A 25,754-nucleotide genomic window follows, 5' to 3' on the forward strand; every position below is an offset into this window, starting at 1 on the left:
GCGATAAGTTTATTACTATGTGCACTACAGTTTTGACTTTTGCGTTGCAAAGATACGCACAAATGCATCAAGCTCCCATCATTTTGGAAGGAATCACGTCTTTTGCTTTTCCTTTCCAAAGTAAAAACAACAAGCCCACAAAGGCAACCGCTCCTGCCATCCAAAATGTATAGGCGATATTATCCGAATTATTCCCATAGACAAACCCTGAAAGCAATGCCCCTGCTCCTATTCCTATTTCCAATGAAATGAACATGGTAGCAATTCCCCTGCCCCTGAACCTCTCATCGCTCAAGTCAACAGTCCAAGCAAAAAGGGTTGGAGAATTCATGCCAACTGAAATACCATAAAGAATGGACGCCCCTATAAAATGGAAAACAGTTGTAGCCCAACCAAGGTAAATCATTGATATACACAAGAGTGCAAGAGAAACTTTCATCACTACATATCTCCCATATTTATCAGACACCTTTCCGGCTAACACTCTTATCAAAACAGATGCGAGGGTAAAGGTAGTGTAAAACAAACCTTTATTTGCCAACCCCAAAGCCTCACTAAAATCGGGAGAGATAGTAAGTACCACGCCAAAAGAAAACACTGAGCACATCATCAATATTGATGGAACAAATACATTTGGCTCAAGTACCTCTTTTGGTGAAATCTTTAACAAGCCAAAGCTGAATTTTTGCTTCTCTTTTAGCGTCTCTTTCATTCCTGCCAAAACTAAAACAGAGAGGAATGCCATAAAGGACGATGCATAAAAAACAGTGTTCAACGAGTAGTGAAGTGCAATAGCGCTTCCAATTGCCGGTCCTGCTGCCATCCCTATACTTCCAAAAAGCCCCATAATTCCCATTGCCTCTCCCCTTTTATTGAAAGGAACCAAATCAGCAACATATGCCGAAGTGGCCGTTGGCTTAAAACCTGTCGACATCCCATGTACAAATCGGAGAAAAAGAAACCCAACAACGGTAGTGAGAATAGGGTACAAAAAACCACAAACTATACAGACGATTACACCATAAATCATGATGGGAATACGGCCGACTGTATCGGTGAGCTTGCCGCTAAAAGGGCGAGACAAGCCTGCTGTTACCGTGAACAATGAAATAATCAACCCTTTGTAATCCTCTCCGCCCAAGCTAGTAAGGTAGTTTGGCAATTCGGGTATGAGCATGTTGAAACTGGAGAAAAAGAGGAATGAGCTCAAGCAAAGCAACCAAAATTGCAATGTGTAAAAGCTTTTCATCGAAGTGATTTTTGGCATAGTTAATATTATAGTGCTGTTGAATTAAGAGCGGCAAAGTTGGTCAATTCCCCTTCCCAATACAATTTTTATTTGCGTTATATAAATAATAAATAGTGCTTACAAACAGGTAGGGATAATTTCTTTATTTTTATTTAGATTAATTATAAATAATTTGGAAATAAAATCCTCCTCTCTTATTATTGCAACATACTCATTGACAAGAAAGCTAAGTAAAACACTGCAAAATCACTTTGTTTTGATGTCAAAGAGAATGTTTTTACAATAAGCCCTCAGGAACCGCTTTGCTCAGCGGTTTCTTGAGGCACTAAAAATCACTTTTACCTATGTGTTCGATAGAAGGAAACCTAATTTTAACTGAAACCTCAAAAACTTGTCTGTCATGGTGCCGATCATGCAATACGTTTTTTCTGACCTATAAAAACTGCTGTTCATTGTTTGTAAAGAATGAACTTTGGCAATTCAGAGATGTACTGGAGGAATTGCAAGAAGCAGATTACCGCTTCTACCTAATGGGAAAATGGCACACAATTGTTAAAAATCCACAAGTTAGGGTTGGCTTTTGCATCACTCCAGAAGACACAGTACTTCTAAAGAAAACAATTGAAGAATCATTGACCTTATACGAAGCTTATCAAGTTCTTTACAATACAACAAATTAAGCGATGGAAATCCATGACTATGATGCCCTTCTAACCGAGCTATCGGATGAGATAACTAAAAAGCCCGAGCAAAAATATTGGATATTACTTAATGCCCTAGAAAAAACCAGTTGCCCCTATCTAAAAAAAATGATAGCGGAATTGGAGGTGAAATTAAGAGAGAAAACACAAAATGCTACAGGTCAAAACAACAAACAGCAACTATAAACCAATCCTCGTACCCACAAAGCTACCCTCGCTGATACTCAATAAGTTATTAGCATGCATGATCTTAACTTCTTTCACGCCTTTTCCCAAAGCATGGTAGCAGTTTTCCATCTTGGGCATCATGCCCGCCGAGATAGTCCCGTCTGCTAAAAGCTCTTTGTATATTTTGGTATCGATGGTAGAAATCCAAGAATCATCATCTTCAGGATCTTTGAGGACACCATTTTTCTCAAAGCAATACACTAGCGTTGTTTCATAAAGCTCGCTTAAACCTATAGCCGTTTCAGAAGCAATTGTATCTGCGTTGGTATTGAGTAATGTGCCATTTCCATCGTGGGTGATGGCGCACAGCACAGGTAAAAAATCTGAATCAAGCAACTTGCCCAACCCTTCTGCATTTACTTTTTCCACATCGCCTACAAAACCGAAATCAATCGGGTTAGCTGGTCTTTTAGCAGAAAGGATAGCGTTGATATCAGCTCCGCTCAAACCAAGGGCATTTTCCTCAAGTGCTTGAAGCTTGGCGGCAACTCGCTTGTTCACCCAACCTGCATACACCATGGTCACCACCTCCAATGTCGCTTTATCGGTAATGCGCCTGCCATTGTGCATTTTTGGTTCAATGCCTAGCCTTTTAGACATTTGAGAAGCTAATTTACCTCCGCCATGAACCAATACTTTTTTGCCTTTTATCTTTGAAAAATCAGCTAGGAACTTCTCCAACATTTTCTCGTTGTCTATCACGTTCCCTCCTATTTTCACTACGGTCAAATCTTCTTTTGCCATAAAAAATAACCCCTAGAGGTTTGTTAAAAATTCGCTTCTAAAATTCTTTTGAGCACCACCTGCGCAGCATACTCTCTATTTGCCGCTTCCTGAATAATCAACGAATTTGGACTATCTATCACTTCATCGCTCACGATCACATTCCGTCTCACTGGAAGGCAATGCATGAAACCTGCTTCGTTGGTCAAAGCCATTTTTGCTCCATCCACTATCCACGATTTATCTTCACATAAAACCTTGCCATACTCTTTGTAAGACGACCAGTTTTTGGCATAGATAAAATCAGCTTCTTCAAAAGCCTCGGCTTGGTTATGAGTCACTTTCGCATTTCCTGCAAATTCCTCTGCCAATTCATAGCCTTCAGGATGAGTAATTACAAAATCGACATCAGCAGCGTTCATCCACTCCGCAAAAGAATTGGGAACAGCTTGGGGTAATACCTTTGGGTGCGGCGCCCATGTCAACACTACTTTTGGTTTGGCTACTTTCTTGTGTTCCTCAATTGTCATCAAGTCGGCTAGCGACTGCAAGGGGTGGCGAGTTGCCGACTCCAAGCTGATCAATGGAATACCACAATGCTGTTTGAATTGTTCAATAATGGTCTCGGCATAGTCTGCTTCCCTGTCTTTCAAGCCTGGGAAAGAACGGATTCCCATCACATCGAAATAAGCTCCCATTACTCTCGCTGCATCCTTCACATGCTCGGCTTTATTTCCATCCATCACCACTCCATCTTCAAACTCCAATTGCCAACCCTCGCTACCAAAATTCATCACTATAGGCGACATCCCAAGGTTTTGAGCAGCTTTTTGTGTACTCAACCTTGTTCTCAAACTTGGGTTCAAAAAGATGATTCCCATCGTAAGACCTTCGCCCAATTTTTTATATCCAAAAGGATCTTTTTTCAAAGCAATCCCTTCTTTTACCAACCCATACAAATCATCTACGTCGCTTAATCCTGTAAAATTTTTCATTATGCCATGTTCGTTAGTGTCTGGTTCAATGCCTGCTTGAACGTCTCAATTTCTTTCAGCCCGATAGTCAATGGAGGGAGAAGCCTCATCACATTGGGATCCGTAGCAGATCCAGTAAAAATATTTTGTTGGTTCAATAGGTTCAGGCGAAGTTCTTTGATCGGGAATTCAAATTCCAAACCTAGCATCAAGCCCCTTCCCCTTACTTCTTTCAGCCCTTCTACCCCTTCAAGTGCATTTCGGAACACAGCTTCTTTTTCAGCAGCATTTTCAATTAAGCTTTCTCCTTTCATCACTTCCAAGACGGCAATGGCAGCAGCGCATGCCAAATGGTTTCCTCCGTATGTAGTTCCGAGCATTCCGTATTTTGGTTCAATATGCGGGGCAATGGCAATTCCCGCTACAGGAAATCCATTTCCCATACCTTTGGCCATGGTATAGATATCGGCTTTTACGCCAAAATAATCGTGGGAGAAAAACTTGCCCGAGCGCCCATAACCACACTGAACGGCGTCGGCAATAAACAATGCCCCATGTTTTTTGCACAAGGCAACAATAGTGTCCACAAACTCTTGATCAGGCATGTTAATTCCACCAATTCCCTGAATCCCTTCTAAAATCACAGAAGAAATCTCGTTTTTGGCAAAAGCTTTTTCCAGAACTTCAATGTCGTTGAGAGGAAGAATGATAGCATCATCTGTTTTGTTAACAGGAGCTTGTATCTTTGGATTGTCCGTTACGGCAACAGCCAAACTCGTCCTTCCATGGAAACCATTTCTGAAAGAAATAATTTTCTTTCTTCCAGTTACGAACGAAGCCAGCTTGAGGGCATTTTCATTCGCTTCCGCACCAGAATTACACAAAAATAACTGGTAATCGTTTAAGCCAGATATTTCGCCAAGCAAAGCGGCAAGCTCCGATTGGAGCGGGTTTATAATTGAGTTAGAATAAAACGCAAGCTGGTTGAGTTGGCGGTTGATTCTCGCTACGAAATGAGGATGGCTATGACCGATAGAAATAACCGCATGACCTCCATAGAGATCAAGGTATTTTGTCCCATTTTTATCCCAAACATATACTCCTTCCCCACGCACAGGTTCGATGTCAAATAAGGGATATACGTCAAATAATTTCATAAGTCTCTTAAGTTAAATTAGTAGATGCCGCAAAACAGAATCGAAATATATAGATCTCCACTCTATTTTGCAGCAGTATAAGCTCAAAAAAAGCCAATAAGCAGATTAAAATGCGGCAGGTTTCAGGTTAAGCCCCATCCTCTCGTCTAGTCCAAACATGAGGTTCATGTTTTGCAATGCCTGCCCCGAAGCTCCTTTCAATAAGTTATCGATCATGCTTACAATCAATGCTTTATCGCCATGTTTTTCTACAAACACAATTCCTTTGTTGGTGTTCACCACCTGCTTTAAGTCTGGGTTTGAATCTGTTACATGAACAAAGGGAGAATCTTTGTAATAATCTTTGTAAAGACTGACCAATTCTTCTTCACTTAGCTCGGTTTCTGTATAGCAAGTCGCATAAATTCCGCGGGTAAAGTTGCCCCTTACAGGAATGAAATTTAACTCATCGCTACTATCAGCTTGCAAGCTTTTGAGGCTCTGCTTTATTTCTTTCAAATGCTGATGATTGAAAGCTTTATACACCGAAATGTTGTTGTTTCTCCAACTGAAGTGGGAAGTCGCTGTTGGCTTCTGCCCAGCACCCGTCGAGCCCGTAATCGCATTTATGTGAACCGGGTTGGAAAGTGCTTGTTTACTTGCCAATGGCAAAATTGCCAACTGAATACACGTGGCAAAACAGCCTGGGTTAGCTATATTTTGAGCAGCTTTCACCGCCTCTTTTTGCATTTCTGGCAAACCATAAACAAAATCATGGCTTGGGTCAGTAATCCTGAAATCTTGGCTTAGGTCAATAATCTTGACCGAAGCAGGCACTTTATTTTCCTCCAAAAATATTTTTGAAGCCCCATGTCCCATGCACAAGAAAATAGCATCTAAGTCAAAATGCAGCTCACTTGCAAAGGCAAGCTCAGTTTCCCCTATCAGGTCCTTATGCACTGAATATACAGATGCCCCACCATTGCTGTTGCTATGTACATAACTAATTTCTACTTCTGGATGATGAATGAGCAACCGCAACAATTCCCCGCCTGTATAGCCAGCCCCTCCTATTATTCCTACTTTTATTGACATTTTTTCTTTTTTGAAAGTTAAAAAATGAGGTTCTTTATAATTTACTTGATGCCTCAAATACCTACCAAAGCAATGGTTTATAAGAAGTTTATAGATTTGGGACTAGTCTTCTAAAAATGTATTTGCTTAGCTCCATTTTTTTCTAGCCTCTTCAACATTTAAACTTCTAATTTTGAATAATCAAGTAGATCCTTAAAAAGCCTAAAAACTATTCCTCATCATTCACTTGGAAATAAATCTTAAGCTGGTTGCTCATGATTTTGGTAAAGCCTTTGACGTCTTCACCCGACCAAGCTTTGTTCATTTCTCCGTAGCTGCCAAACTTAGCTGACATTAGGTCGTACTCCGAAGTCACACCCAACACATTGAATTGGTAAGGTTTCAACTCTACATTCACCGTACCCGTTACATTCCCTTGGGTTTCTTCCAAAAAAGATTCTATGTTCCTCATTACCGGGTCGAGGTATTGCCCTTCGTGCAGCATCATGCCGTACCAGTTTGCCATTTGCTCTTTCCAATACTGCTGCCATTTGGTTTGCACATGCTTTTCTAGCAAGTGATGAGCTTTTATCAAAATCAAAGGAGCAGCAGCTTCAAAACCAACCCTGCCTTTAATTCCAATAATAGTGTCACCCACGTGCACGTCTCTGCCTACGGCAAAAGCGCCCGCCAACTCTTCTACTTTATTTATTACTTCTAGGGGCGAACTCAGCCTCTCGCCGTTCACACCTACGGGTTCCCCTTTCTCGAAGTCAATACTAATAGTTTCTGGCTCAGTTTTTTTCAATTGGGTTGGGTACGCATCCTCGGGCAAAACACCATCTGAACTCAAGGTTTCAGCACCGCCTACACTTGTTCCCCACAAACCTTTGTTGATGGAATACTTTGCCTTTGCCCAATCTTGATCTACCCCTTTGGAAGCCAAATACGCTACTTCCGCTTCACGCGAAAGCTGTTGATCCCTGATAGGTGTCAAAATCCCTATTTCGGGTGCCATTATTTGAAATACCAAATCGAAACGAACCTGATCGTTACCTGCACCCGTACTGCCATGGGCAATATATTTTGCTCCAATTTTCTTAGCATAGGTAGCAATCGCCATCGCTTGGAATACCCTTTCGGCACTCACGCTTAGCGGATATGTATTGTTTTTAAGTACATTACCAAAAATCAAGTATTTCACGCATTTGTCATAATACTCTTGAGTTTTGTCGAGAGCGACATGCGAGGCGCAACCCAAGTTTTTCGCCCTTGATTCTATTTCAACTATTTCCTCCGCCGAAAAACCACCTGTGTTCACAATTGCCGAGTGAACTTCCAAGCCTTTTTCTTCGCCAAGGTATTTTACACAATATGAGGTATCTAAACCACCACTAAACGCCAATACAACTTTATCTTTTCCCATATTCCTAACTATAAAAAATCAACATAAGCCCCAAGGAGGCATTCAACATATTTATCATTAAATCAATTAATTTATACGATGTGTTAAGCCCTTTGCTTTTTTGGAAAATACTGAATCATTAGCATTTTAGGCTTTTTCAAAAATTCAGAAAATCGTTGCCAACGCTCCCTCAAATTCGGTTTCCCTTGTTTTGCAGCATTAGTTTTTTCCTCAACCTTCGGGTCATAGACCATACCTGTACACAAGCAATGGGTACGCTCAGTCCTTGTAAGGATATCGAAATTCTTACAGCTTTGGCAGCCTTTCCAGAAAGCTTCATCTTCCGTAAGCTCCGAGAAAGTCACAGGTTTGTAGCCCAACTCGGAGTTGATTTTCATCACCGCCAAACTGGTAGTTATGCCGAAGATTTTTGAATCGGGGAATTTTTTCCTAGAAAGCTCAAATGCTTTCCTTTTAATTTGTTTTGCTAAGCCGCTGTTCCTGAATTCAGGCAGTACAATGAGCCCAGAGTTGGCTACATATTTACCATGCCCCCACGTCTCTATATAGCAAAACCCTGCTAAATTTTCTCCATATAGAGCGATAACAGCTTTGCCTTCACTAATTTTCATTTGAATGTATTCAGGAGATCTTTTGGCTATGCCCGTGCCCCTTGCCTGAGCCGCTTCGGCCATGGCATTTACTATTTTTTCGGCATAATCAAGATGCTGCTCAGCAGCTATATGAATTTGATAGTTCATTTCGGTAAAGTGATTAGAATAAAATAAAGGTGAATTTAAAGACCAAACAGGCAGGTGCAGTGTAAAACTATACACGTTGATTGTTAAAATGATATAAAAAGGAATAACAGGCACCTATGGAGGGTGTTAACTAGCGCCTGAGGGGTTTGATCACATTTGCCCTACCCATCAGCATGAAAAGAAAATTTCTTGGGTATGCTATCATTGTTGTCTTAACTAAAAATCCTTTTTTTCAATCGAGGACAAATTTACTTCTTTTTTAAAAAATCCAATACATCTGCCAAAAAAATATAGCGCATGCTCGTTTTATTTATAAAATCCATAAAGATTAAAGGGAAATATTGAACAGACCATCACGCTGTACTGTAGAAAGCTCCAATAGATCAAAAAAAACAGTGCTTTATGAGTATTTGGAGTTGAAATACCTAATACCTAATTTACATCCTTGATATAATCTTTTTTAATCTAAGAAAAAGCCTACTTTAAAGGCGTTATGTTTTCATTTGCAGAAAAGTTGCTTGAGTGGCATGATAGATTTTAGCATTACATTTACATTTGATTGTCAGATAGTATAGATGAGGGTACTACACAACAAACTTGTATTAATGGACTCTATTTGGAGGTATTTTTTATTGATACCACTCACATTTTTTTTATTGCCATCACCAACAAAAGCCCAAATTGTTGGCTTAGACCCTAATATTTCAATTAGCCAGTATAACTTCACCAAATGGGAAAGTTCTGACGGTCTTCCTACAAATGGTGTAAATGGTATAGCACAGTCTAACAATGGCTATATATGGTTGGCCACGTTCAATGGCCTTGCCCGGTTTGATGGGAATGCTTTTGAGGTTTACAACCAACGTAATTTCCCCGAAATCTCCATTAGCACTTTCAGAAGTGTATACCAAGACCCACAGCAAAATATGCTATGGGTTACTTCACATGGCAATGGGCTCATTACTATTCAAGGGACAAAAATCCTTCGTAGATATGGACTTCCAGAAGGGTTGCCCAGTGATGTCACCCACTCAGTCTTCAGGGATTCGAAAGGTGTGTTGTGGGCTGGTACCGCTAACGGCCTTGCCTATTTGGATGGTGACAAGTTTAAACCTTGGCACGGACCAAAAGAACTGGAAAACACCACAGTAACAGATATTATAGAAGATGTAGAGCAAGATCTTCTTTACCTTGCCACAAGCACCAATGGTATTTATGTTATAAAAGACGAAAAGTTGTTCGCCCACCATAACGACAACCTATCTGATCTTAATGTCGCCTCGCTTGCGCTAGATCCCAAGGGCAACCTCTGGGTAGGCAGCTATCATGGTTTAGATATTATCCACAGAAGCAACAAGAAAAATATAAACAACTCGTCGACAAATCTATTGGAGAATACCTTTATTAGAAAAGTCTTTTTTGATAAACACGGTTCGGCATGGATAGGCTCAACCAATGGCTTATATAGGTTTGTAGATGAACGGATAGAATACTTTGACAACAAAGAACAGCTTTCTGACCACGAAGTCACTAATATCACCCAAGACTCTGAAGGCAACTTATGGGTTTGTACCTATCGCGCAGGGCTTTATAAACTCACCCAAGGAAAGATTCTTACCTATTCAACAGATGAAGGACTCTTGGGCGATGTGGTTTACGGTGTAACCGAAACGGCAGACAACAAGCTTTTAATTGCCACAAAAAAGGGATTGACTATCTATTCTGATTCTTTATTTGACCCTTTTACGCTTAATGGAAAAGAATTTAATGAAGCAGTAAGATCAGTCATTGAATCTAGAGACCGGAAATATTACCTCGGAACATCCAATGGTCTATATGTGGTAGACTCAACGGGGGACTACTCCTATTATAATACAGAAAATGGGCTGTCTGACAATTACATCCGCCCCTTATTAGAAGACCACCTTGGGAATATCTGGATAGGAACTACCTATGGCATATCCATTTTGGATACTACAGGAAACTTTAAGTATGTAGGCAGAGAAGATGGGCTTAGCAACGAGTTTATACTTTCTCTTTTTGAAGATTCGCAACATCGAGTGTGGATAAGCACAAGAAGTGGGTTGAACATTTATGAAAACGGTGAGATACGAGAAGTACAACCTAAAGGGGGGACACTATATGGCTCATTCTTTTTAGCCTACGAAGATAAGGAACAGACTGTATGGATTGGTGCAAGCCAAGGGCTGATGCGGTACAAGGACGATGAATTAAAATTCATTTCGGTAAAAGATGGCTTGCCTTTCAATTTAGCATTTCAAGTATTGGAAGATAGCAGAAAGGAAATGTGGTTCACTACAAACGAGGGTATCTATAAGTTGAAAAAGAGAGATATAAATAATCGCTTTGACAACCCTAGTTCTGAGGGGTTAAAGTATCGCTTTTACAACAAAGAAGACGGAATGAAAAGCGAAAGCTGTACAGCTAACGCAAAAGCAATCGTAAGGAAAAACGGGACTTTCGTTGTCCCAACCTTCCGGGGGATCGCTACTTTCAACCCTGATTCTATTCAAAAAAGTAGCATTTCACCTGTTGTAATGATCAAAAATGTCACAGTAGATGGCAATGTTGTGGAAATAAAAGATGGCAAATGTATCATTCCACCAGAAGGTAAAAGAGTAGTTATCAATTATACGGGATTGACCTTTGCCACGCCCGGCGATGTGCTTTTTCGATACATGCTGACTGACTTAGATGAAGGGTTTCAAGCTGCTGGAAACACTCATGAAGCTTCTTACATGAACCTTTCACCAGGCTCATACGATTTCTGGGTTTTATCCACCAATGAAGACGGTACTGGAACAAACAAAGGAGATTCTGTCACTTTGGTAAAACTCCCATTTTTTTACCAAACGGTCACTTTCAAGATTCTAGCCGCTGCAATTTTCGCCACAGCATTTTTTCTTATCATTTACATACGGCTAAAAGGGGTTAAAAAATCTGAAGAAGAGCTAAAACGAAAAGTAGACGAAAAAACAAAAGAGCTTCAAGAACAAAAAAGAGAGATTTTAGCCCAAAGGGAAAGCATAGAAAAACAGAACAAACAACTTGAGTCTAAAAACGAAGAACTCATAGAACTTAATAAAGAAAAAAACCACCTCATAAGTGTGGTTGCGCATGATCTGAAAAGCCCTTTAAACCAAATCAACGGCCTTATAAGTGTCATGAGACTTGATGAGGAGTCACTTTCAAATGACCATACCAAGTACATGGATATGATCTCTGCTTCGGCAAAAAGACTCAATAATATGATCTCTAAGATATTGGATGTAAACTCTATTGAGTCGAAAAAAGCTAATTTCAAATTTTCAGTTGTAGATGCTTATGAAGTGGCTAAGGAAGCTATAGAGCCCTATGTAGAGCCAGCCAAAACCAAGCAGATAACGATCATCTCTGAAAAGGAAAACAAAGGTGATCATTTCATCAATGTTGATCCCGCTATCTATGCTCAGGTAATTGACAACCTAGTATCTAACGGAATTAAATTCTCTCCTCCAAAAAGGAGCGTGTATATCAATATTTATGATAATGAGGAAGAAGAAGTTGTTTTTTCTGTAAAAGACGAAGGCCCTGGAATCAATAAAGAAGATCAGAAAAAACTTTTTGGCAAGTACCAAAAGCTCAGCGCCCGACCAACTGGGGGAGAAAGTTCTACAGGTTTAGGTCTTTCTATCGTAAAGATGTTCGTGGAAAACATGGGTGGTAGAGTTTGGTGTGAAAGCGAAGGAAATAAAGGCGCAAATTTCTTTGTCGCATTTAAAAAAGCTGAAGTACAAAGCAATTCCTAACCATCTATTTAGCGCCTTCAAACAAAAGCACTAAAATCCTATTCGTTCATTTGATCACGCTTCTCACGAACTCAACCAAGTCAGTGTTGCCAATTTTTGCATCAATTCCTTCAGGCAGCTCTTTCACATACCAGTTCACCTCCCAAGAAGTACTGCCACCTACGGGAATAGTCCGATAGCTACTTTGCTCCTCTAGCTCTACATAATTATTTTTTTGATCAACATAAATCTCAACTTCTCCCTGATGAGGAGAAAAGTCAGATGGGGTCACGTTTTCAAATTGCTTGATAAACACTAGTCCATTCCTGACATAGGCACACCAACCTTCTGTACCATCGGCAATAATTTTAGGGCTGAAATAATTTCCCTCTGGCACACCTTCCCAAAAAACACCATCTATTGAAGAAATATCGTCAAAGTAAGGAGCTGGATTGGCTGTCAAATACCAAGTGTTTTCGTACTCTTCCCTTCCTAAAGAAGAATCAGGCATTGGCTCACCAATTGGGAAGAAAGCTACACCACCTTTAGGCAACCTAGTCACTTCCCAAAGCCCAAATTGCTGCTCTTTCTCACTTCTATTATACAGCTCGTAAAGAATTTCTATCCTATCATTTTCCTTGCTGATTTTTAGCGTCTTACAAAATTGAATGGAAAGTGCTGTATCTATTTTACTAGTCAATTTAATTCCATCTCCTTCGGCTACAGCACTATATACGCCCATGTCTAAATTATAAGGCGGAGGCCACATGCCCCACGCAAACTGTGGACTAGGCCACAAAACAGATCCGAAGGTCTGTGTTTCAGGCATTTCTATTTCCCTAGTACTAAGCACTTCTTTTCCTTCAAAAACTAAGGACGTCACCCTCCCTCCAAATTTTGGTTCGACCAACAACTCTATTCCATTTGCAAAAAGCAAAAAAGAGTCGTCTTCATTTTGTTTGATCTCTTCCATTTTCTTTTTAGGTTTCATCATGTTTTGGCGTTCCTTTCTGCTTTCCCCACAGCTGGAAAAAACATAGGCAGCCAACAAAACAAACAGGTAGTTTCTCATATTAAACAAACTTAACCATTACAGCTTTCTAAGCAAGAAAAGTTATCGCCTCTTTTGTTTTTTGGCTAACACAGGGACTTCCTTAAATCGTCACTAGTAACTATTCACTTTGCTCTAACTTCTTTAAAAGCTCATCTCTTTCAGTTTCCAACGCTTCTGTTTTTTTCTCAAAAGCCAACTTCATTTCTTCAAGTTCTTGCTGCTTTCTTTGCATTGCCTCTTGGGTAGCTTGCAATTCTTCCATATTCTGGCGCATTTCCTCCTCCCTAGTCCTTAGCTCTTCAGCTTGCTGTTGGGTGTCTTCCAAAAGCATCTTGGTCTTTTCGTTTACCCTCGCATTCGAAACTACGCTGGCAATTCCCTCCGCAACCTTTTCTACAAAAAGCAGCTTATACTCTTCCATTACATTAAAAGAAGCCAACTCGATCACGCCCACTACCCTCTCGTTGTAAATAAGAGGTACAATTATGATGTTCTTAGGTGTCGACTTACCCAAACCTGAAGTAATTTCCATATAATCTTCAGGTATTTCCGTCATGTAAATTGGTTCTTTCTCTATAAAGCATTGCCCTACCAATCCTTCTCCAGGGAGAATTTCCTTCTGCAAATATTTTTTCCTCTCATATGCATAGCAAGTCTGGAGTTCAAGCACCTCACCATCGCCATCTTTCCCATTACTAATAAACAAACCTCCTTGGTTTGCATCAAGGTATTTTACCAATTGCTTAATTACAACATCGCTCAGCTTGGCCAACTCCTCATTGTTGTTTCTTAATACTTCATTTATTTGAGATAGTCCAACCGACACCCATTGTTGTTTTTCTTCTTCCTTTTTATATTCTTCTTGCTTGCTTATATATTCTTTCAATTCCAATTCTGAATTGCTTAGTTCTACTTCCCGCTTTTTCATACTCTCGAACATCAGATCCTTTTCTTTGTTGAGTTTTGTTACCGCAAGCTGGAATAAAAACATCCCAATTGTAAGAGCACTCCCTCCTGAAACGAGCAGTATCATACTAAATAGCTGGGAGTATACCATTGTATAATCTGCCTCTATATAAAAATAAGCTGCCAGCGGTTGGGCTACCGCCAAAGTGACAATACAATAGGTGACCGAAGCCGCCAACAACCATTTTTCTCTAAAAGAAAAAACCAGCCATGGCATTACCCAAAAACCAATAGATGCAACTTGTAGATACGGATTGACCGAACCACCAGGAGCTACCGTGGTTATCTGAACCAAGAAAACTGCGGATGCTGGCATGATGCTCAACAAAAAACTTGAAAGCAAATCCCATCCTTTGCCATTCACCCAAATGGCAAACACTGAAAAAACTAACGTCCCCCAATAAATCCAGCTAATCTCGGGAAAATAAAACTGGCTAAAACCGATGTAAAATAATGTCATTGGGGTAAAGCAAATAATCATTAAATTAGTTAGTCTAACCCTCTCTTTCACATGGCTAACAGTTGTATTATCAACCCCATAATTCAATAGCTTCTTCAGCATTCCTAAAGTCAATTTTGTGATTAAATAGTGTTTTTTATCCAAACGCCACATCCACATTCATGGTATTATTTCATATCAAATTCAACAAAAAAGACCATAAAACCTAAATAGGCAACTTTATTAAAAGGAAAAAGTAAAAAGGGTCAAAAACTACAGTAGCTTTTGACCCTTTTTAAAATTGCATTTATTCAAGCTAACGTCTATTAACTTATCATACATCGCAAATCTTAATTGAAGCTTTAAGAGAATCAAGCGGTTTTTCACTTTTTGGAATAAATTCTTGTCCTACAAACCCTTTATAACCAGTTGCCAATATAGCTTTCATAATGGCCGGATAATACAACTCTTGGGTCTCATCTATCTCATTTCTGCCTGGCACACCTCCCGTGTGGTAATGCCCAAAGTACTGGTGGTTTTCTTGAATAGTGCGAATCACGTCTCCTTCCATAATTTGCATATGATAGATATCATACAGCAATTTAAAGTTTTCAGAACCAAGCTTTTCACAAAGTTTTGCGCCCCAAGGAGTATTGTCGCACATCTGATCGGGATGGTTCACTTTGCTGTTCAACAATTCCATCTGGATGGTGATGCCATGTTTCTGAGCCAGCTTTACCACTGGGTCTAAGCCCCTCGCAGCATTTTCTAGCCCAACCTCGTTGCTCATTCCATCCCTATTCCCCGAAAAGCAAATTACATTTTTCAGACCAGCATCTGCCGCTTTGGGAATCACATGCTGGTAATCTTTCAAAAGCTTTCCATGGTACTCAGGATTGTTGAAACCCTTGGGTATCCCGTATGAACCACTGTTGGCCATCGCCACGGTCAGTCCATATTTTTGAGGAATAGCCCACTCCTCTTCGCCCAGCAACTCAACCGATTCGATGCCCATATCTTTGGCTGCTTCGCATAGCTCTTCCAAAGGGATTTTATTGTAGCACCACCTGCTTACCGAATGCTTGATATTCCCTTTCAATTTGAGCGAGGAATCATTCGCTGGATCATTGCTGGCAAAAGCAGCCGCTGGAGACAAAGCCACAGCTGCTCCGCTGGCGGCTATTCCCTTTAGGGCTTGCTTTCTCGTCATTTTTTTTGAAATCATTTTCATTTTATTTTAAAAAACAAGGTTTATTGCTCAAAAATCACGATTACTTAACGTAATATTTGGCGGTAGTCGATTTATTATTAGCTTTGCACACTTCGTTTTCTCACAAGCAACTATTAAAGAACTCATGAGCCATTTATGGCTTTTTTTTGTTTCTAGACACCAGCTCCTTATCTTAGTTAAAAAATCTTTGTTGAGTCTTGAAGGCTAACAACCAAGGTGCTTAGTTTTGGGCAAAAACAAAAATAACCATTTACAGTTTCTCTATTTTTGAGAAGCTTCTTGTGGCAGATGCTTGTCAGCTAAAATTACAGATTTTTCAGTAGCAAAGCTTTTTATTCGATAAAATTAATCGGATAAAAAACAGTGATATTGATATCTGTGAAAAATGAGTAAGAATAGAAAAAAATTAGTATTTTAGTCTAAGAACAAGGGTTCTAAGTAACGGCTATCATCTTGGTAGAGCCGTTATTTTTTATTTATCAGCATAAAAAACAACTGGCATTTCACTAAGTGTGGGCTTGTTTTAATTTAATAATACAGTTTTAATTAAAGCGAAATCGCTTACAAAATTTTAATACTATGGCATATACCTATTATACAAAAGAAGGATACGAGAAATTGAAAGCAGAGCTTCATGAGATGAAGACCAAAGGCAGAGCTGCTATTTCTAAGGAGATTGCAGAAGCTCGAGACAAAGGGGATTTGAGTGAAAACGCAGAGTACGATGCGGCCAAAGATGCTCAAGGCATGTTGGAGATGAAGATTGCCAAAATGGGTGAGCTATTGTCAAATGCAAGAATCTTGGACGAATCTAAAATCGATACTTCCAAGGTGTCTATTCTTTCAAAAGTAAAGATCAAGAACAAGGCAAATAACATGACCATGGCCTACACTTTGGTAGCCGAAAAAGAAGCCAACCTCAAGGAAGGAAAAATTTCTGTAAACTCACCTATTGGCGAAGGTCTACTTGGAAAATCTGTTGGTGATGTTGCCGATATCAAAGTCCCCAGTGGTATAGTCAAATTTGAAGTCGTCGAGATTTCAAGAGCTTAATTAATTTGCTGCCCCGTTTCTCAACGGGGTTTTTTTGTGACAAACCCCAGCCTTTTTCAAATTCCCCTACCTTCCCTCCATTATTTTTTTACATTTGTCAGTATCATCTAATCCTAACCTAAAATACCATGGCTAGTATATTCACCAAAATCATTAATGGGGAAATTCCCTCCCACAAAGTTGCCGAAAACAATGACTTCTTTGCTTTTCTAGACATCTTCCCTCTTGCCAAAGGGCACACACTTGTTGTTCCTAAAAAGGAAGTAGATTATATTTTTGACTTGGGCGACGAAACCTTGGCAAACCTACATGTGTTTTCTAAGAAAGTAGGGTTGGCAATAGAGAAAGTTGTCCCTTGCCAACGCATTGGCGTATCGGTAGTTGGCTTAGAGGTGCCTCACGCCCACGTTCATCTTATTCCGCTAAATTCGATGAACGATATCAATTTTAATAAACCAAAGCTCGAGTTCACACAAGAGCAATTCGCCGAATTGGCAGCTAAAATATCAGAAAATGTTCAGCTCTAAACAACACAAACATTTTAATTCACCTTTAAAAATAGTACTGTTTGGTCCTGAATCTACTGGCAAAACTATTTTGGCAGAAAAACTTGCCGCCCATTTCAATACAGTCTGGAATCCAGAATTTGTGAGAGGGTATTTGGAAATACTCATGGAAATAAGCCCTGAAAAGAGCATGAACGAACTGCTTACCGAGTACGACCTCCAACCGATAGCCCTTGGGCAATTGGCTACTGAAAAATCGTCCTTTGCTAATGCGGGCAGGGTGGTCTTTTACGATACCAATTTACTAGAACACAAAATCTATTCGGAAAGTATTTATGGTACTTCTGCTAGCTGGATAGACCAAGCCTTAGAGACCTGGGAATATGACCAATATTTCTTAATGGACATTGATATACCTTGGGAAGCCGACCCGCAGCGGGAAAGCCCTGAGTCGCGTGAAGCCATGTTCCAGATCATGAAAAATGAACTGGAAAAGCGGGACATCACTTACACCTTGGTAAGTGGAGATTTGCAGCAACGCTTTGAAAAAATAGCTGAAGAGGTAAAAAAAATAATGGAGGGGTAGGAACAAGAGCCTGCTGAAATTTATTCAGCAGGTCGCTCTTCATCTTTATTTATAGGACCAATATCATTGGCAATTCTCGTTTCTATTTCGTCCACCAAAGAGTTGTACCAATCTTCGCCATACTTGCGGACAAATGGCACTTTTAGGAACTCGTATAATGGAACTTCAAGCTCTTCTCCGTACGAGCATGCATCGCTACAAATAGACCAGCGATCGTAGTTGATAGCATCGTATTTATCGTATTTCGTGATACGTGCAGGATACAAGTGGCAAGAAATCGGCTTTCTGTAACTGATTTTCCCATCAAAATACGCTTGTTCAATCCCACATTTCAACGAACCTTTCTCATCATAAATAGCGTAAGCACATTCTTTATCATTTATAGTCGGAGTTGAGAAATCACCTTCCCAATCTTTTATATACGCTCCTTGCTTCTCAATTTCCCTTTTCCCCTCTTCCGAAAGGTAAGGTTTTACCACTTCTTGGATTTCCTCCATCACTTCCAGTTCATCGTCGTTGAGCGGAGCGCCCAAATCTCCTTCCACGCAACATGCGCCCTTGCATTTTGCTAGGTTGCACACAAAATAGTTTTCTGCAATGTCATCGCTGATGACCGTATCGCCTATTACAATCATGTTTATTATTTAGATTAAGCCACAAAAGTAGGAAGAAGAAACGAGAGCTTGATCAAGAACAGGTTTAAAATACTAGAGAATCTTAAATTCAGTTCTCCTATTTTTTTGCCTGCCTTCTTCAGTACTGTTATCGGCAATGGGAGCGCGCAGGCCATAGCCTACAAATTCCAAGCGGGAAGCATCCACTCCTTTGCCCACCAACCAATCCACCACGGACTTGGCCCGGTCTTCGGATAGGGTCTGGTTATAGGCTTCATTGCCTACATTATCGGTATGTCCAGAAATCTCCACTCGGATTTTTGGGTTTTCCTCCAATATTTTCACAATGTTTTCCAGCTCAGAAAGGGATGAGCTTCTGAGAGAAGACTTATCTGTATCGAAGAAAATATTGTTGAGGACAATTTTACTCCCAGAAGTGACCCCTCCTAGCAAAATATCCTTTTCTATGGACTCCTGCTCAATATTGGCAGGAATCTGGAAGTTTTCCGAATGGAACAGATACCCTGGAGACTTTACCGTAATACCGTAGTTAATCCCTGCAGGAATGGTCACGGCGAACTCGCCTGAAGTAGAATCGCTGTAAAGGCGGGCAATCAATTTCCCTTGCTCATTGTCCGACAATTCCACCGCAGCTTTCAAAGGGGTTTTCGTCTCCGCCGCTAAAATCCGTCCTTTAAAAATAGTCAGCTTTGCCGAAAGCTCTTTTGCATAGGGCAAGACCAACGTCGAGGTCAGGCTATACTGAGGCAACGCTTCCGATTTAGGCAAGCCCGTGAGCAACATAGGCTTTTCAGGTCCCAAAAAGGTAACCATATACAAATCCTTTTCCCCGTTTGTATCGGGTCGGTAGGCCGAGTAATACGCCCGCTTTCCGTCAGGCATGATATTGAAATACAATTCATCGTGTGGAGTATTTACCGGTAGCCCTATGTTTTCTGGCTCGCCCCACTCCTTCCCTTCAAGCCCAGCCTCGAATACATCATAACCACCCACGGAGCTATGCCCTTTCGAACTAAAAAACAACGTTTTTCCATCAGTGGAAATCGTAACTCCTTCTTCGTCATAAGGAGAATTGATCTTGCTACCGAGGTTTACAGGCTTGCCCCATCCCATTCTCGAATTCCTTCGGCTCATGTAAATATCCAAGCCACCTTGCCCTCCTGGGCGGTCGCTGGTGAAGTACAAAATATTACCGTCAGGAGAAAAGCAACCCGAAGTTTCTCGGTGCGAGCTGTTTACCGTATTCGGCAACTTAGCAGGCTCCGACCAAGCTTTGCCTACAAAAGTGGTGAGGTACAAATCGCCATTCCCTCCACCTTTATAAAGCAATAATTGCTTGTTTTTTGGAAGGATTCCCACCACGGCATCATGACCATTAGAGTTCACTGGCTTACCCAAGTTCCTTGTCCGAGACCACTTTCCGCTCACCAACCTACTTTCGTACACATCCTCATAAAAGTACCCATCCAAATCCAGTTCTCGCCCCGTGGTTTCATAGCGGCGAGAAGTAAAATAAAGAACCGTTTCATCTGGGTTTACCACCACCCCCATCTCTGGCATTTTGGTATTGACATTTTTGCCTAGGTTGTCTATAAATGTCCGTATGGGAGAAGCAGAAAGTTCTTTGCCATATCCGCATTCTTCTATCAGTTTCTCAGTTTTGGCTAATTCCTTTTCAAGTTTTCCCTCTTTAGCTATTGCAAGATATTCGCTATACTTTTCAATTGCCAAGTCCCATTGCCCGTTCACATGCGCTGCCCTGCCATGGTAGAAAGTTATTTTTTTATCAATATCAGGTTTGAGGCTTTCAGCTTGGGAAATAAAAGTAAGAGCTGGGCTCTGATCGGGAACTTCTTCAGTAGCCAAATAAGCCAAACCTATCTTTAGGTTAAGCTCCGCATTTTTAGGATTGAACCGATAGGCTTTTTCGTATTCTTTTATAGCCCACAAGTAGGCTTTCTCAAATTCAATGTACTCATCCCCTCGCCTAATCGCCATCAACGCATCTTTCATTTGCTTCTTTTTCTTTGGAAAGTTTGCTTTGGTAAAAGCAACATCTTGCGCAAAGGTTCCTGAAAAGCTTAACAGCAAAAGAAAAAATGAGACTATATATGTATGAGATTTATTCATTTCAAACCCAAATTCTATGGAAAGACCTTCAAAAAACTATTTTTTCTTAGCTTGGCAATTCTCCTTCACATAAGGAGATGCTTGTTCTATACCCATTTCCACCGCTTTTTGCCAGTCGGCACAAGCCCCTTCTTCATCCCGAAGCATTTCCCGAATATTTCCCCTGTTCAAATATGCCTCCGCCATGTTTGGCGCTAAACTAATTGCTTGATCGCTATCTTGGACCGCACCTTCAAAATCTCCATTTTTGGATTTTACAGAAGCCCTTCCATTGTAAGCTTCGGCATAATTCGGGTTTATGGCAATCGCTTTATCAAATGCTCCCATCGCTTTTTCAAACTCCAAATTATCAAAATAGCATTTGCCCAACAAATACGCTGCTTGATAATGAGAAGAATCATTTTCGATGGTAAGTTGAAAAGCTTTGATGGCTTCTTCTCTCTCGCCTTGTCCGTAATACAACAATGCTTTTTGGAAAAGTGCTTTAGGGGAATTCTTCGATTTTTCTACAGCCAAATCGATAAAAGCCTTTGCTTCGTCTATCTTGTTAGCCTTCAAAAGATAAGCACCCTTTTCGGCTATCAATTCCCAGTTGTCGGCATCGTAGCGCAGTAGGCTGTCCAAATCGACAACCGCTTTTTCAAACTCGCCTATTTGGGCATACGCTTTGGAACGGTACGCTAATGCATCGAGCTTTCTTTGCTCATTGCCGATTTCTTTGGTAAGGTCATCAATGGCTGGTTGCCATTGCGCAGCATTAAAGCTAAGCAAAGCCCTGCCCAAATAAACACCTGGTAAAGTAGTATTTAACTCGATTGCCCTATCAAAATCGTTTCTTGCTTTAGCCGTTTGCCCTTGGTCTGCCAAAAGGCAGCCACGCACCAAATACGCTTCTGGATAAACCGGGTTCAAAGCCACAGCCTTATTCAGCTCTGAAAGAGCCAAGCGGTTGATACCATTGGAAAGATGGGCAACTGCCACTTGGTAAGCTTCTGTAGCAACTACTTTCTTTTGGGCTTCAACTTCTTCTTTTTGAGAGGGGGAAAGGTCAGCTATTTTGAGGGTATCGCCCTTGAAGACCACCGTTTTGGGGTTCAAAAAAATGATCTGGTCTTCGGTCTGTGCCGAACTCACCAAAGGCATTATCAACAGTACACAGAGAAAAGTGGAAACAGCTACTTTTTTTGTCATGTAATGATTGATTTTGGCAGCGCCACAAGGATGAGCCGCTGCCATTTATATCTATTTTAACCAATAAATACTTTTGCTACGAATACAGCTTTCTTACCTCGCTCTTGATATGTTTGGCAGCAACAGCATTTACGTCCTGTTCACTTTGCAACACATTTTCAAAAACTTTCTTAGCCAGTTCGATAGAAGGAGCTTCTTTATCAAGTTCATGTGCCGAGCTGTTAATCGTCGCTATTACTTCCTCCATCGACTTCCTTACGAAATCCCAAGACTCGTCGCTCATGTATATTTGCTGGGAAAGGTTGTGGTTATATTCCTCCCTCACTTCCTTCACCAAAATATTCTGAAGCTGGTAAACATTGAAAGAATTATCGTTCAACCTTACAATCAGATTGTTAGGTGATATTCTTTCCAAAAAGATAATAATTCGTTCGTAAGCCTGCAACCTAAGGCTAAGTGTTTCTTTAATCAGATCGATCTTCCTACTGGCTTCTATAGTCTCCAGTTGCTTCTCTAAAAATGACTTTACGATAAGATATGCCGCATACAACACAATAGCAGCGGGTATGGTAATTTTGAGCAAATCAATAATGCCTTCCATCATATTAAATAAAAAGTGTAAGGTTAGTTGGTTAAATAAATAGGTTAATCAAACAAATTGTAAGGATAACGGATTTTATTTAAGACTGGTATTGAAGAATAAAACCAATTTCAAACATTATCCAACAAAACTTCATTAGGCAAAAACCTAAATATTTTAAAATTTGATCGCAATTATGCGCTTACCAAATTCTAATCCAGTCTTGCTTTAGTATTAAATGTAAGATTAATCATTCGAACTTTAAAAAAACAGTTTAAATTTGATTTTTAAGCAGTAGTTTTTTTCTATAAAAAGGACTTAGCTTTGGAAACCAACAAGTTATTGAAAACTAGCATAAGGTGCTATTGAATGAATGCCTCTAGGATTTGGTCAAAGCTAGAAATCAACATGAAAAAAGAGATACAATATATATTCGAGAAAGACAATCTCCACAAATCAGAACCGAACCTCTACTCCGAAGGAAATATAGAATCCCACGAGATGGTGTTGAATTTTGGTCCACAGCACCCTTCTACCCACGGTGTTTTACGCTTGGAAGTACTTACCGATGGGGAGATCATAGTTGATGTAGTTCCCCACATGGGTTACTTGCACCGCTGCTTCGAGAAACACGCCGAATCGCTTACTTTCCAGCAAACTATCCCTTATGTAGACCGAATGGACTATGTAGCAGCCATGAATTCGGAACATATCTACGCCATGGGCGTGGAAAAAATGTTGGGTATTACCGATAAAATTCCGAAGCGTGTAGAATATATCCGAGTACTGGTAGCTGAACTCAATCGCTTGGCATCCCACTTTGTGGCGGTAGGCACGTATGGGATTGACATAGGCGCAGTAACCCCATTTTTATGGCTTATGCGTGACAGGGAGCACATTTTGCGCCTGCTCGAATGGGCTAGCGGGGCACGGATGCTCTATAATTATATATGGATTGGCGGTTTGTATTACGACCTTCCCATAAAATTTGAAGAGCGTTGCCGTGAATTTTCTGCTTACCTCCGCCCAAAATTGGACGAGCTAAAAGAGGTACTCATCAACAATAAGATTTTTATAGAGCGAACTGCAAATGTGGGCGTTTTACCCCTAGATATGGCAATAAACTATGGGGTAACAGGTCCAATGCTCCGTGGCTCTGGCTTAAAATATGATCTTCGGAAAGTAGATGCCTATTCTGTCTACCCCGAACTAGAATTTGATGTTCCGGTAGGAAAAGGGGAAATGGGCACAAAAGGCGATTGCTGGGACAGAACCTATGTCCGAGTAATGGAACTTTACGAATCCCTCAACATCATAGACCAATGCCTCGAAAGGCTCCAAGGCGACCTAAAAAGGACAAAGGAATTTGACCCGAGAGCAGCCGTCCCCAAAAAGCTTTGGGCAAAAGGAGGGGATTTCTACCACAGGGGCGAAGGACCAAAAGGTGAACTTGGATTCTTTTTCCGAACCCAAAAAAACAAGGATATCCCTTGGCGAGTGAAAGCACGGTCTTGCAGTTTTGTGAACCTTTCGGTACTTACAGAACTCTCACGAGGAACTATGCTCTCCGACATGGTCGCCATCATAGGCTCTTTCGATATCGTAATGGGTGAGGTTGACAGGTAAAAAAAAACAAAGATTCTTAGCCATGATCGGCGAAGATGATACCTTTGCACCAACGATGAAGTACACGAGCACGTTTAATAGTTAAAATGTGTTCTTAGTAGAAAGATAGACGAAAAAGCAAATAACACTTTGCCAAAAATTAGCGTATTCAGCAGTTTTTTCCCACCCGAGATCGGCGCAGCCTCTTCTCGCATATATGATATGTGCCAAGGCTTACATGCTGCGGGGTACGATGTGGAGGTCATAACCGCTATGCCCAACTACCCTACGGGCAAAACCCACCCCGACTATCGTGGGAAATTCTTTTCTAAAGAAGAAATGCATGGGGTTACGGTCAGAAGGCACTGGATTTTTCCTTCTCACAGCGATAAGGCAATCTTCCGGCTGCTAAACATGCTATCCATTGCACTTAGTGTATTTTTTTCCTTTTTACACATGCTACGCAAAAAGCCTGATGTAGTCATTGTGCAGTACCCTCCTGTGCTTTTACCGCTCAGCGCTTATTTAGTATCTAAAATCACAGGTGCAAAATTCATCGTAAATGTATCTGACCTATGGCCAGGTGCCATTCACCAATTGGGCAAAATCAAGAAAGGGTGGTCATACAGACTATTACTCAAGCTAGAAAAAACCTTGTACCAATCGGCAGACTACTGCATGGCACAGTCACAAGAAATTGCCGATTATATAGGAAAACGCTGCCAAACCCCTTGCTTTATTTACAGAACAGGGGCAAAATGCGATACCTTTGAGCCCAAATCAAATTACGAGGTAGAGGATCGGCCACTGAAAATTATTTATGCAGGCGTGCTAGGGCTAGCCCATGGAATCCTCAAGGTTTGTAAAAAAATAGACTTCAAAGCGCTTGGCACCGAGTTCCATATATATGGAGATGGATTTGAAAAGCAGAAACTTTTAGAGTTTGTGGAAAAAAATCCTGACAGAGGTGTGTTCATCCACGACTCCGTACCCATTCCCGAAATCCCAGAATTGTTAGGAAAATACGATGCTGCGCTAATCTCCCAAAAAACGAAAGTCTTCGGCACCGTTCCTTCTAAAACCTACGATGCTATGGCAGCAGGCCTGCCCATTATGTTCAACGGCTGTGGAGAAGGCTCGCTCATCATTAAAAACACCGAAGCAGGATTGGTTTCCCGACCAGATAGTCCTAAGGAGCTTAAGAGAAATATCTTGAAAATGCAGAAATATTCCGCTGAGAAAAGAGAAAAAATGGGAGTAAATGGACGCCAAGCGGCACTCGACATGTTTGATAGGAAAGACCAAATCCAAAAACTTCTCCAAGTAATGAAAGTACTCTGCCCAGAGGAAAAGGTGTTGGCTTAAAAAAATAAATATCTCTTTTCAATAGGTCTTCTACTATAAAAACAGCATTATTATTCAAGTCATAAAACCAAACTCATTTGTGCCCCAAGGAGTTTGCAACCGTAATGCATCATCTTTTATGGTACCAGCCTTCACAAATTCATCAAAAATGGACTGGATGCCTTTTACAAATATCCGGATAACCGAACCACCCAACAGTGGGTCGTCTTCAACGTCAGCATGCCATTGAAGGTGTAGAAAAAGCATCTAATTCACATCAAACTAAGTGATGAGGATAGTACCTGTTTAGAAAAGAAAATGTCGGATTTGTTATAGTCTAATAGGTTATAACATGAGTTTGTCGGGAAGTTTATAGTAATTGGCGGAATTGTAGT

23 protein-coding genes are annotated in these 25,754 nt (G+C 40.7%); 8 read left to right on the plus strand and 15 right to left on the minus strand.

What is annotated here, in order from left to right; all coding sequences use genetic code 11:
• Nucleotides 1–67 precede the first annotated feature (67 nt).
• The gene (locus R9C00_13995) at nt 68–1,249 is read right to left on the minus strand and encodes an MFS transporter (GenBank protein WPO38567.1); all 1,182 of its coding nucleotides are present in this window, start codon (nt 1,247–1,249) and stop codon (nt 68–70) included.
• Between the two features lie 344 nt (nt 1,250–1,593).
• Here R9C00_13995 and R9C00_14000 point away from each other — a divergent pair, with 344 nt between their 5' ends.
• Both R9C00_14000 and R9C00_14005 read left to right on the plus strand, forming a co-directional pair.
• On the plus strand, nt 1,594–1,929 hold the full coding sequence (locus R9C00_14000) for a DUF6686 family protein (GenBank protein ID WPO38568.1): 336 nt from the start codon (nt 1,594–1,596) through the stop codon (nt 1,927–1,929).
• A 3-nt stretch (nt 1,930–1,932) separates the two neighbouring features.
• Nucleotides 1,933–2,136 carry a hypothetical protein gene (locus R9C00_14005; GenBank protein ID WPO38569.1) on the plus strand — a complete coding sequence of 68 codons (204 nt, stop codon included), beginning with the start codon at nt 1,933–1,935 and terminating at the stop codon, nt 2,134–2,136.
• On the opposite strand, the gene argB is transcribed toward R9C00_14005, so the two are convergent.
• The 6 genes from argB to R9C00_14035 all read right to left on the minus strand — a co-directional run bounded on the left by argB (nt 2,131) and on the right by R9C00_14035 (nt 8,251).
• Complete coding sequence (gene argB, locus R9C00_14010; GenBank protein ID WPO38570.1) at nt 2,131–2,922, minus strand: acetylglutamate kinase; 792 nt, start codon at nt 2,920–2,922, stop codon at nt 2,131–2,133. The two genes, R9C00_14005 and argB, sit on opposite strands and share 6 nt — an antisense overlap.
• Before the next feature lie 23 nt (nt 2,923–2,945).
• A complete protein-coding gene (locus tag R9C00_14015) occupies nt 2,946–3,896 on the minus strand; it encodes an N-acetylornithine carbamoyltransferase (GenBank protein WPO38571.1) in 951 nt (316 codons plus the stop codon).
• Nucleotides 3,896–5,032, minus strand: a complete 1,137-nt coding sequence (locus R9C00_14020; GenBank protein WPO38572.1) for an aminotransferase class III-fold pyridoxal phosphate-dependent enzyme — start codon at nt 5,030–5,032, stop codon at nt 3,896–3,898. The genes R9C00_14015 and R9C00_14020 overlap by 1 nt, the downstream gene beginning before the upstream one ends.
• A gap of 105 nt (nt 5,033–5,137) precedes the next feature.
• On the minus strand, nt 5,138–6,106 hold the full coding sequence (argC, locus tag R9C00_14025) for an N-acetyl-gamma-glutamyl-phosphate reductase (GenBank protein WPO38573.1): 969 nt from the start codon (nt 6,104–6,106) through the stop codon (nt 5,138–5,140).
• A gap of 208 nt (nt 6,107–6,314) precedes the next feature.
• Nucleotides 6,315–7,511 (minus strand): argininosuccinate synthase, encoded by a 1,197-nt coding sequence (argG, locus tag R9C00_14030; GenBank protein WPO38574.1) that lies wholly within the window; start codon nt 7,509–7,511, stop codon nt 6,315–6,317.
• 83 nt (nt 7,512–7,594) lie between these two features.
• Nucleotides 7,595–8,251 carry a GNAT family N-acetyltransferase gene (locus tag R9C00_14035; protein ID WPO38575.1) on the minus strand — a complete coding sequence of 219 codons (657 nt, stop codon included), beginning with the start codon at nt 8,249–8,251 and terminating at the stop codon, nt 7,595–7,597.
• A gap of 605 nt (nt 8,252–8,856) precedes the next feature.
• Between R9C00_14035 and R9C00_14040 the strand changes: the two genes are divergently transcribed.
• On the plus strand, nt 8,857–12,060 hold the full coding sequence (locus R9C00_14040; protein WPO38576.1) for a two-component regulator propeller domain-containing protein: 3,204 nt from the start codon (nt 8,857–8,859) through the stop codon (nt 12,058–12,060).
• 46 nt (nt 12,061–12,106) lie between these two features.
• Here the strand turns inward: R9C00_14040 and R9C00_14045 are convergent, their stop codons facing one another.
• The 3 genes from R9C00_14045 to R9C00_14055 all read right to left on the minus strand — a co-directional run bounded on the left by R9C00_14045 (nt 12,107) and on the right by R9C00_14055 (nt 15,729).
• Entirely contained in the window at nt 12,107–13,033 is a 927-nt protein-coding gene (locus R9C00_14045; protein ID WPO38577.1) for a DUF4380 domain-containing protein, read from the minus strand.
• 178 nt (nt 13,034–13,211) lie between these two features.
• Nucleotides 13,212–14,621 (minus strand): GAF domain-containing protein, encoded by a 1,410-nt coding sequence (locus R9C00_14050; GenBank protein ID WPO38578.1) that lies wholly within the window; start codon nt 14,619–14,621, stop codon nt 13,212–13,214.
• 211 nt (nt 14,622–14,832) lie between these two features.
• Nucleotides 14,833–15,729 (minus strand): TIM barrel protein, encoded by an 897-nt coding sequence (locus R9C00_14055; GenBank protein ID WPO38579.1) that lies wholly within the window; start codon nt 15,727–15,729, stop codon nt 14,833–14,835.
• Between the two features lie 579 nt (nt 15,730–16,308).
• On the opposite strand from R9C00_14055, the gene greA reads away from it, so the two are divergent.
• The 3 genes from greA (at nt 16,309) to R9C00_14070 (ending at nt 17,874) form a co-directional block, all read left to right on the plus strand.
• Nucleotides 16,309–16,782 (plus strand): transcription elongation factor GreA, encoded by a 474-nt coding sequence (gene greA, locus R9C00_14060; protein WPO38580.1) that lies wholly within the window; start codon nt 16,309–16,311, stop codon nt 16,780–16,782.
• 128 nt (nt 16,783–16,910) lie between these two features.
• On the plus strand, nt 16,911–17,309 hold the full coding sequence (locus R9C00_14065; protein WPO38581.1) for an HIT family protein: 399 nt from the start codon (nt 16,911–16,913) through the stop codon (nt 17,307–17,309).
• Nucleotides 17,296–17,874 (plus strand): ATP-binding protein, encoded by a 579-nt coding sequence (locus R9C00_14070; protein ID WPO38582.1) that lies wholly within the window; start codon nt 17,296–17,298, stop codon nt 17,872–17,874. Before R9C00_14065 ends, R9C00_14070 begins: the two co-directional genes overlap by 14 nt.
• Before the next feature lie 20 nt (nt 17,875–17,894).
• Here R9C00_14070 and R9C00_14075 read toward each other — a convergent pair whose 3' ends face one another.
• The 4 genes from R9C00_14075 to R9C00_14090 all read right to left on the minus strand — a co-directional run bounded on the left by R9C00_14075 (nt 17,895) and on the right by R9C00_14090 (nt 22,434).
• Nucleotides 17,895–18,509 carry a DUF3109 family protein gene (locus R9C00_14075; protein WPO38583.1) on the minus strand — a complete coding sequence of 205 codons (615 nt, stop codon included), beginning with the start codon at nt 18,507–18,509 and terminating at the stop codon, nt 17,895–17,897.
• 72 nt (nt 18,510–18,581) lie between these two features.
• Entirely contained in the window at nt 18,582–20,522 is a 1,941-nt protein-coding gene (locus R9C00_14080) for an OmpA family protein (GenBank protein WPO38584.1), read from the minus strand.
• 153 nt (nt 20,523–20,675) lie between these two features.
• On the minus strand, nt 20,676–21,830 hold the full coding sequence (locus R9C00_14085) for a tetratricopeptide repeat protein (GenBank protein WPO38585.1): 1,155 nt from the start codon (nt 21,828–21,830) through the stop codon (nt 20,676–20,678).
• Nucleotides 21,831–21,906: 76 nt separating this feature from the next.
• Nucleotides 21,907–22,434 carry a hypothetical protein gene (locus tag R9C00_14090; protein WPO38586.1) on the minus strand — a complete coding sequence of 176 codons (528 nt, stop codon included), beginning with the start codon at nt 22,432–22,434 and terminating at the stop codon, nt 21,907–21,909.
• Between the two features lie 384 nt (nt 22,435–22,818).
• Here R9C00_14090 and R9C00_14095 point away from each other — a divergent pair, with 384 nt between their 5' ends.
• Together R9C00_14095 and R9C00_14100 are read left to right on the plus strand one after the other, a co-directional pair.
• Nucleotides 22,819–24,036 carry an NADH-quinone oxidoreductase subunit D gene (locus R9C00_14095; GenBank protein WPO38587.1) on the plus strand — a complete coding sequence of 406 codons (1,218 nt, stop codon included), beginning with the start codon at nt 22,819–22,821 and terminating at the stop codon, nt 24,034–24,036.
• A gap of 129 nt (nt 24,037–24,165) precedes the next feature.
• Nucleotides 24,166–25,380: a glycosyltransferase family 4 protein gene (locus R9C00_14100; protein WPO38588.1), complete on the plus strand. Its 1,215-nt coding sequence runs from the start codon at nt 24,166–24,168 to the stop codon at nt 25,378–25,380.
• A gap of 54 nt (nt 25,381–25,434) precedes the next feature.
• Here the strand turns inward: R9C00_14100 and R9C00_14105 are convergent, their stop codons facing one another.
• A complete protein-coding gene (locus R9C00_14105) occupies nt 25,435–25,626 on the minus strand; it encodes a hypothetical protein (protein ID WPO38589.1) in 192 nt (63 codons plus the stop codon).
• Between the last annotated feature and the right edge of the window lie 128 nt (nt 25,627–25,754).

This window comes from Flammeovirgaceae bacterium SG7u.111, assembly GCA_034044135.1.
GTDB lineage: Bacteria > Bacteroidota > Bacteroidia > Cytophagales > Flammeovirgaceae.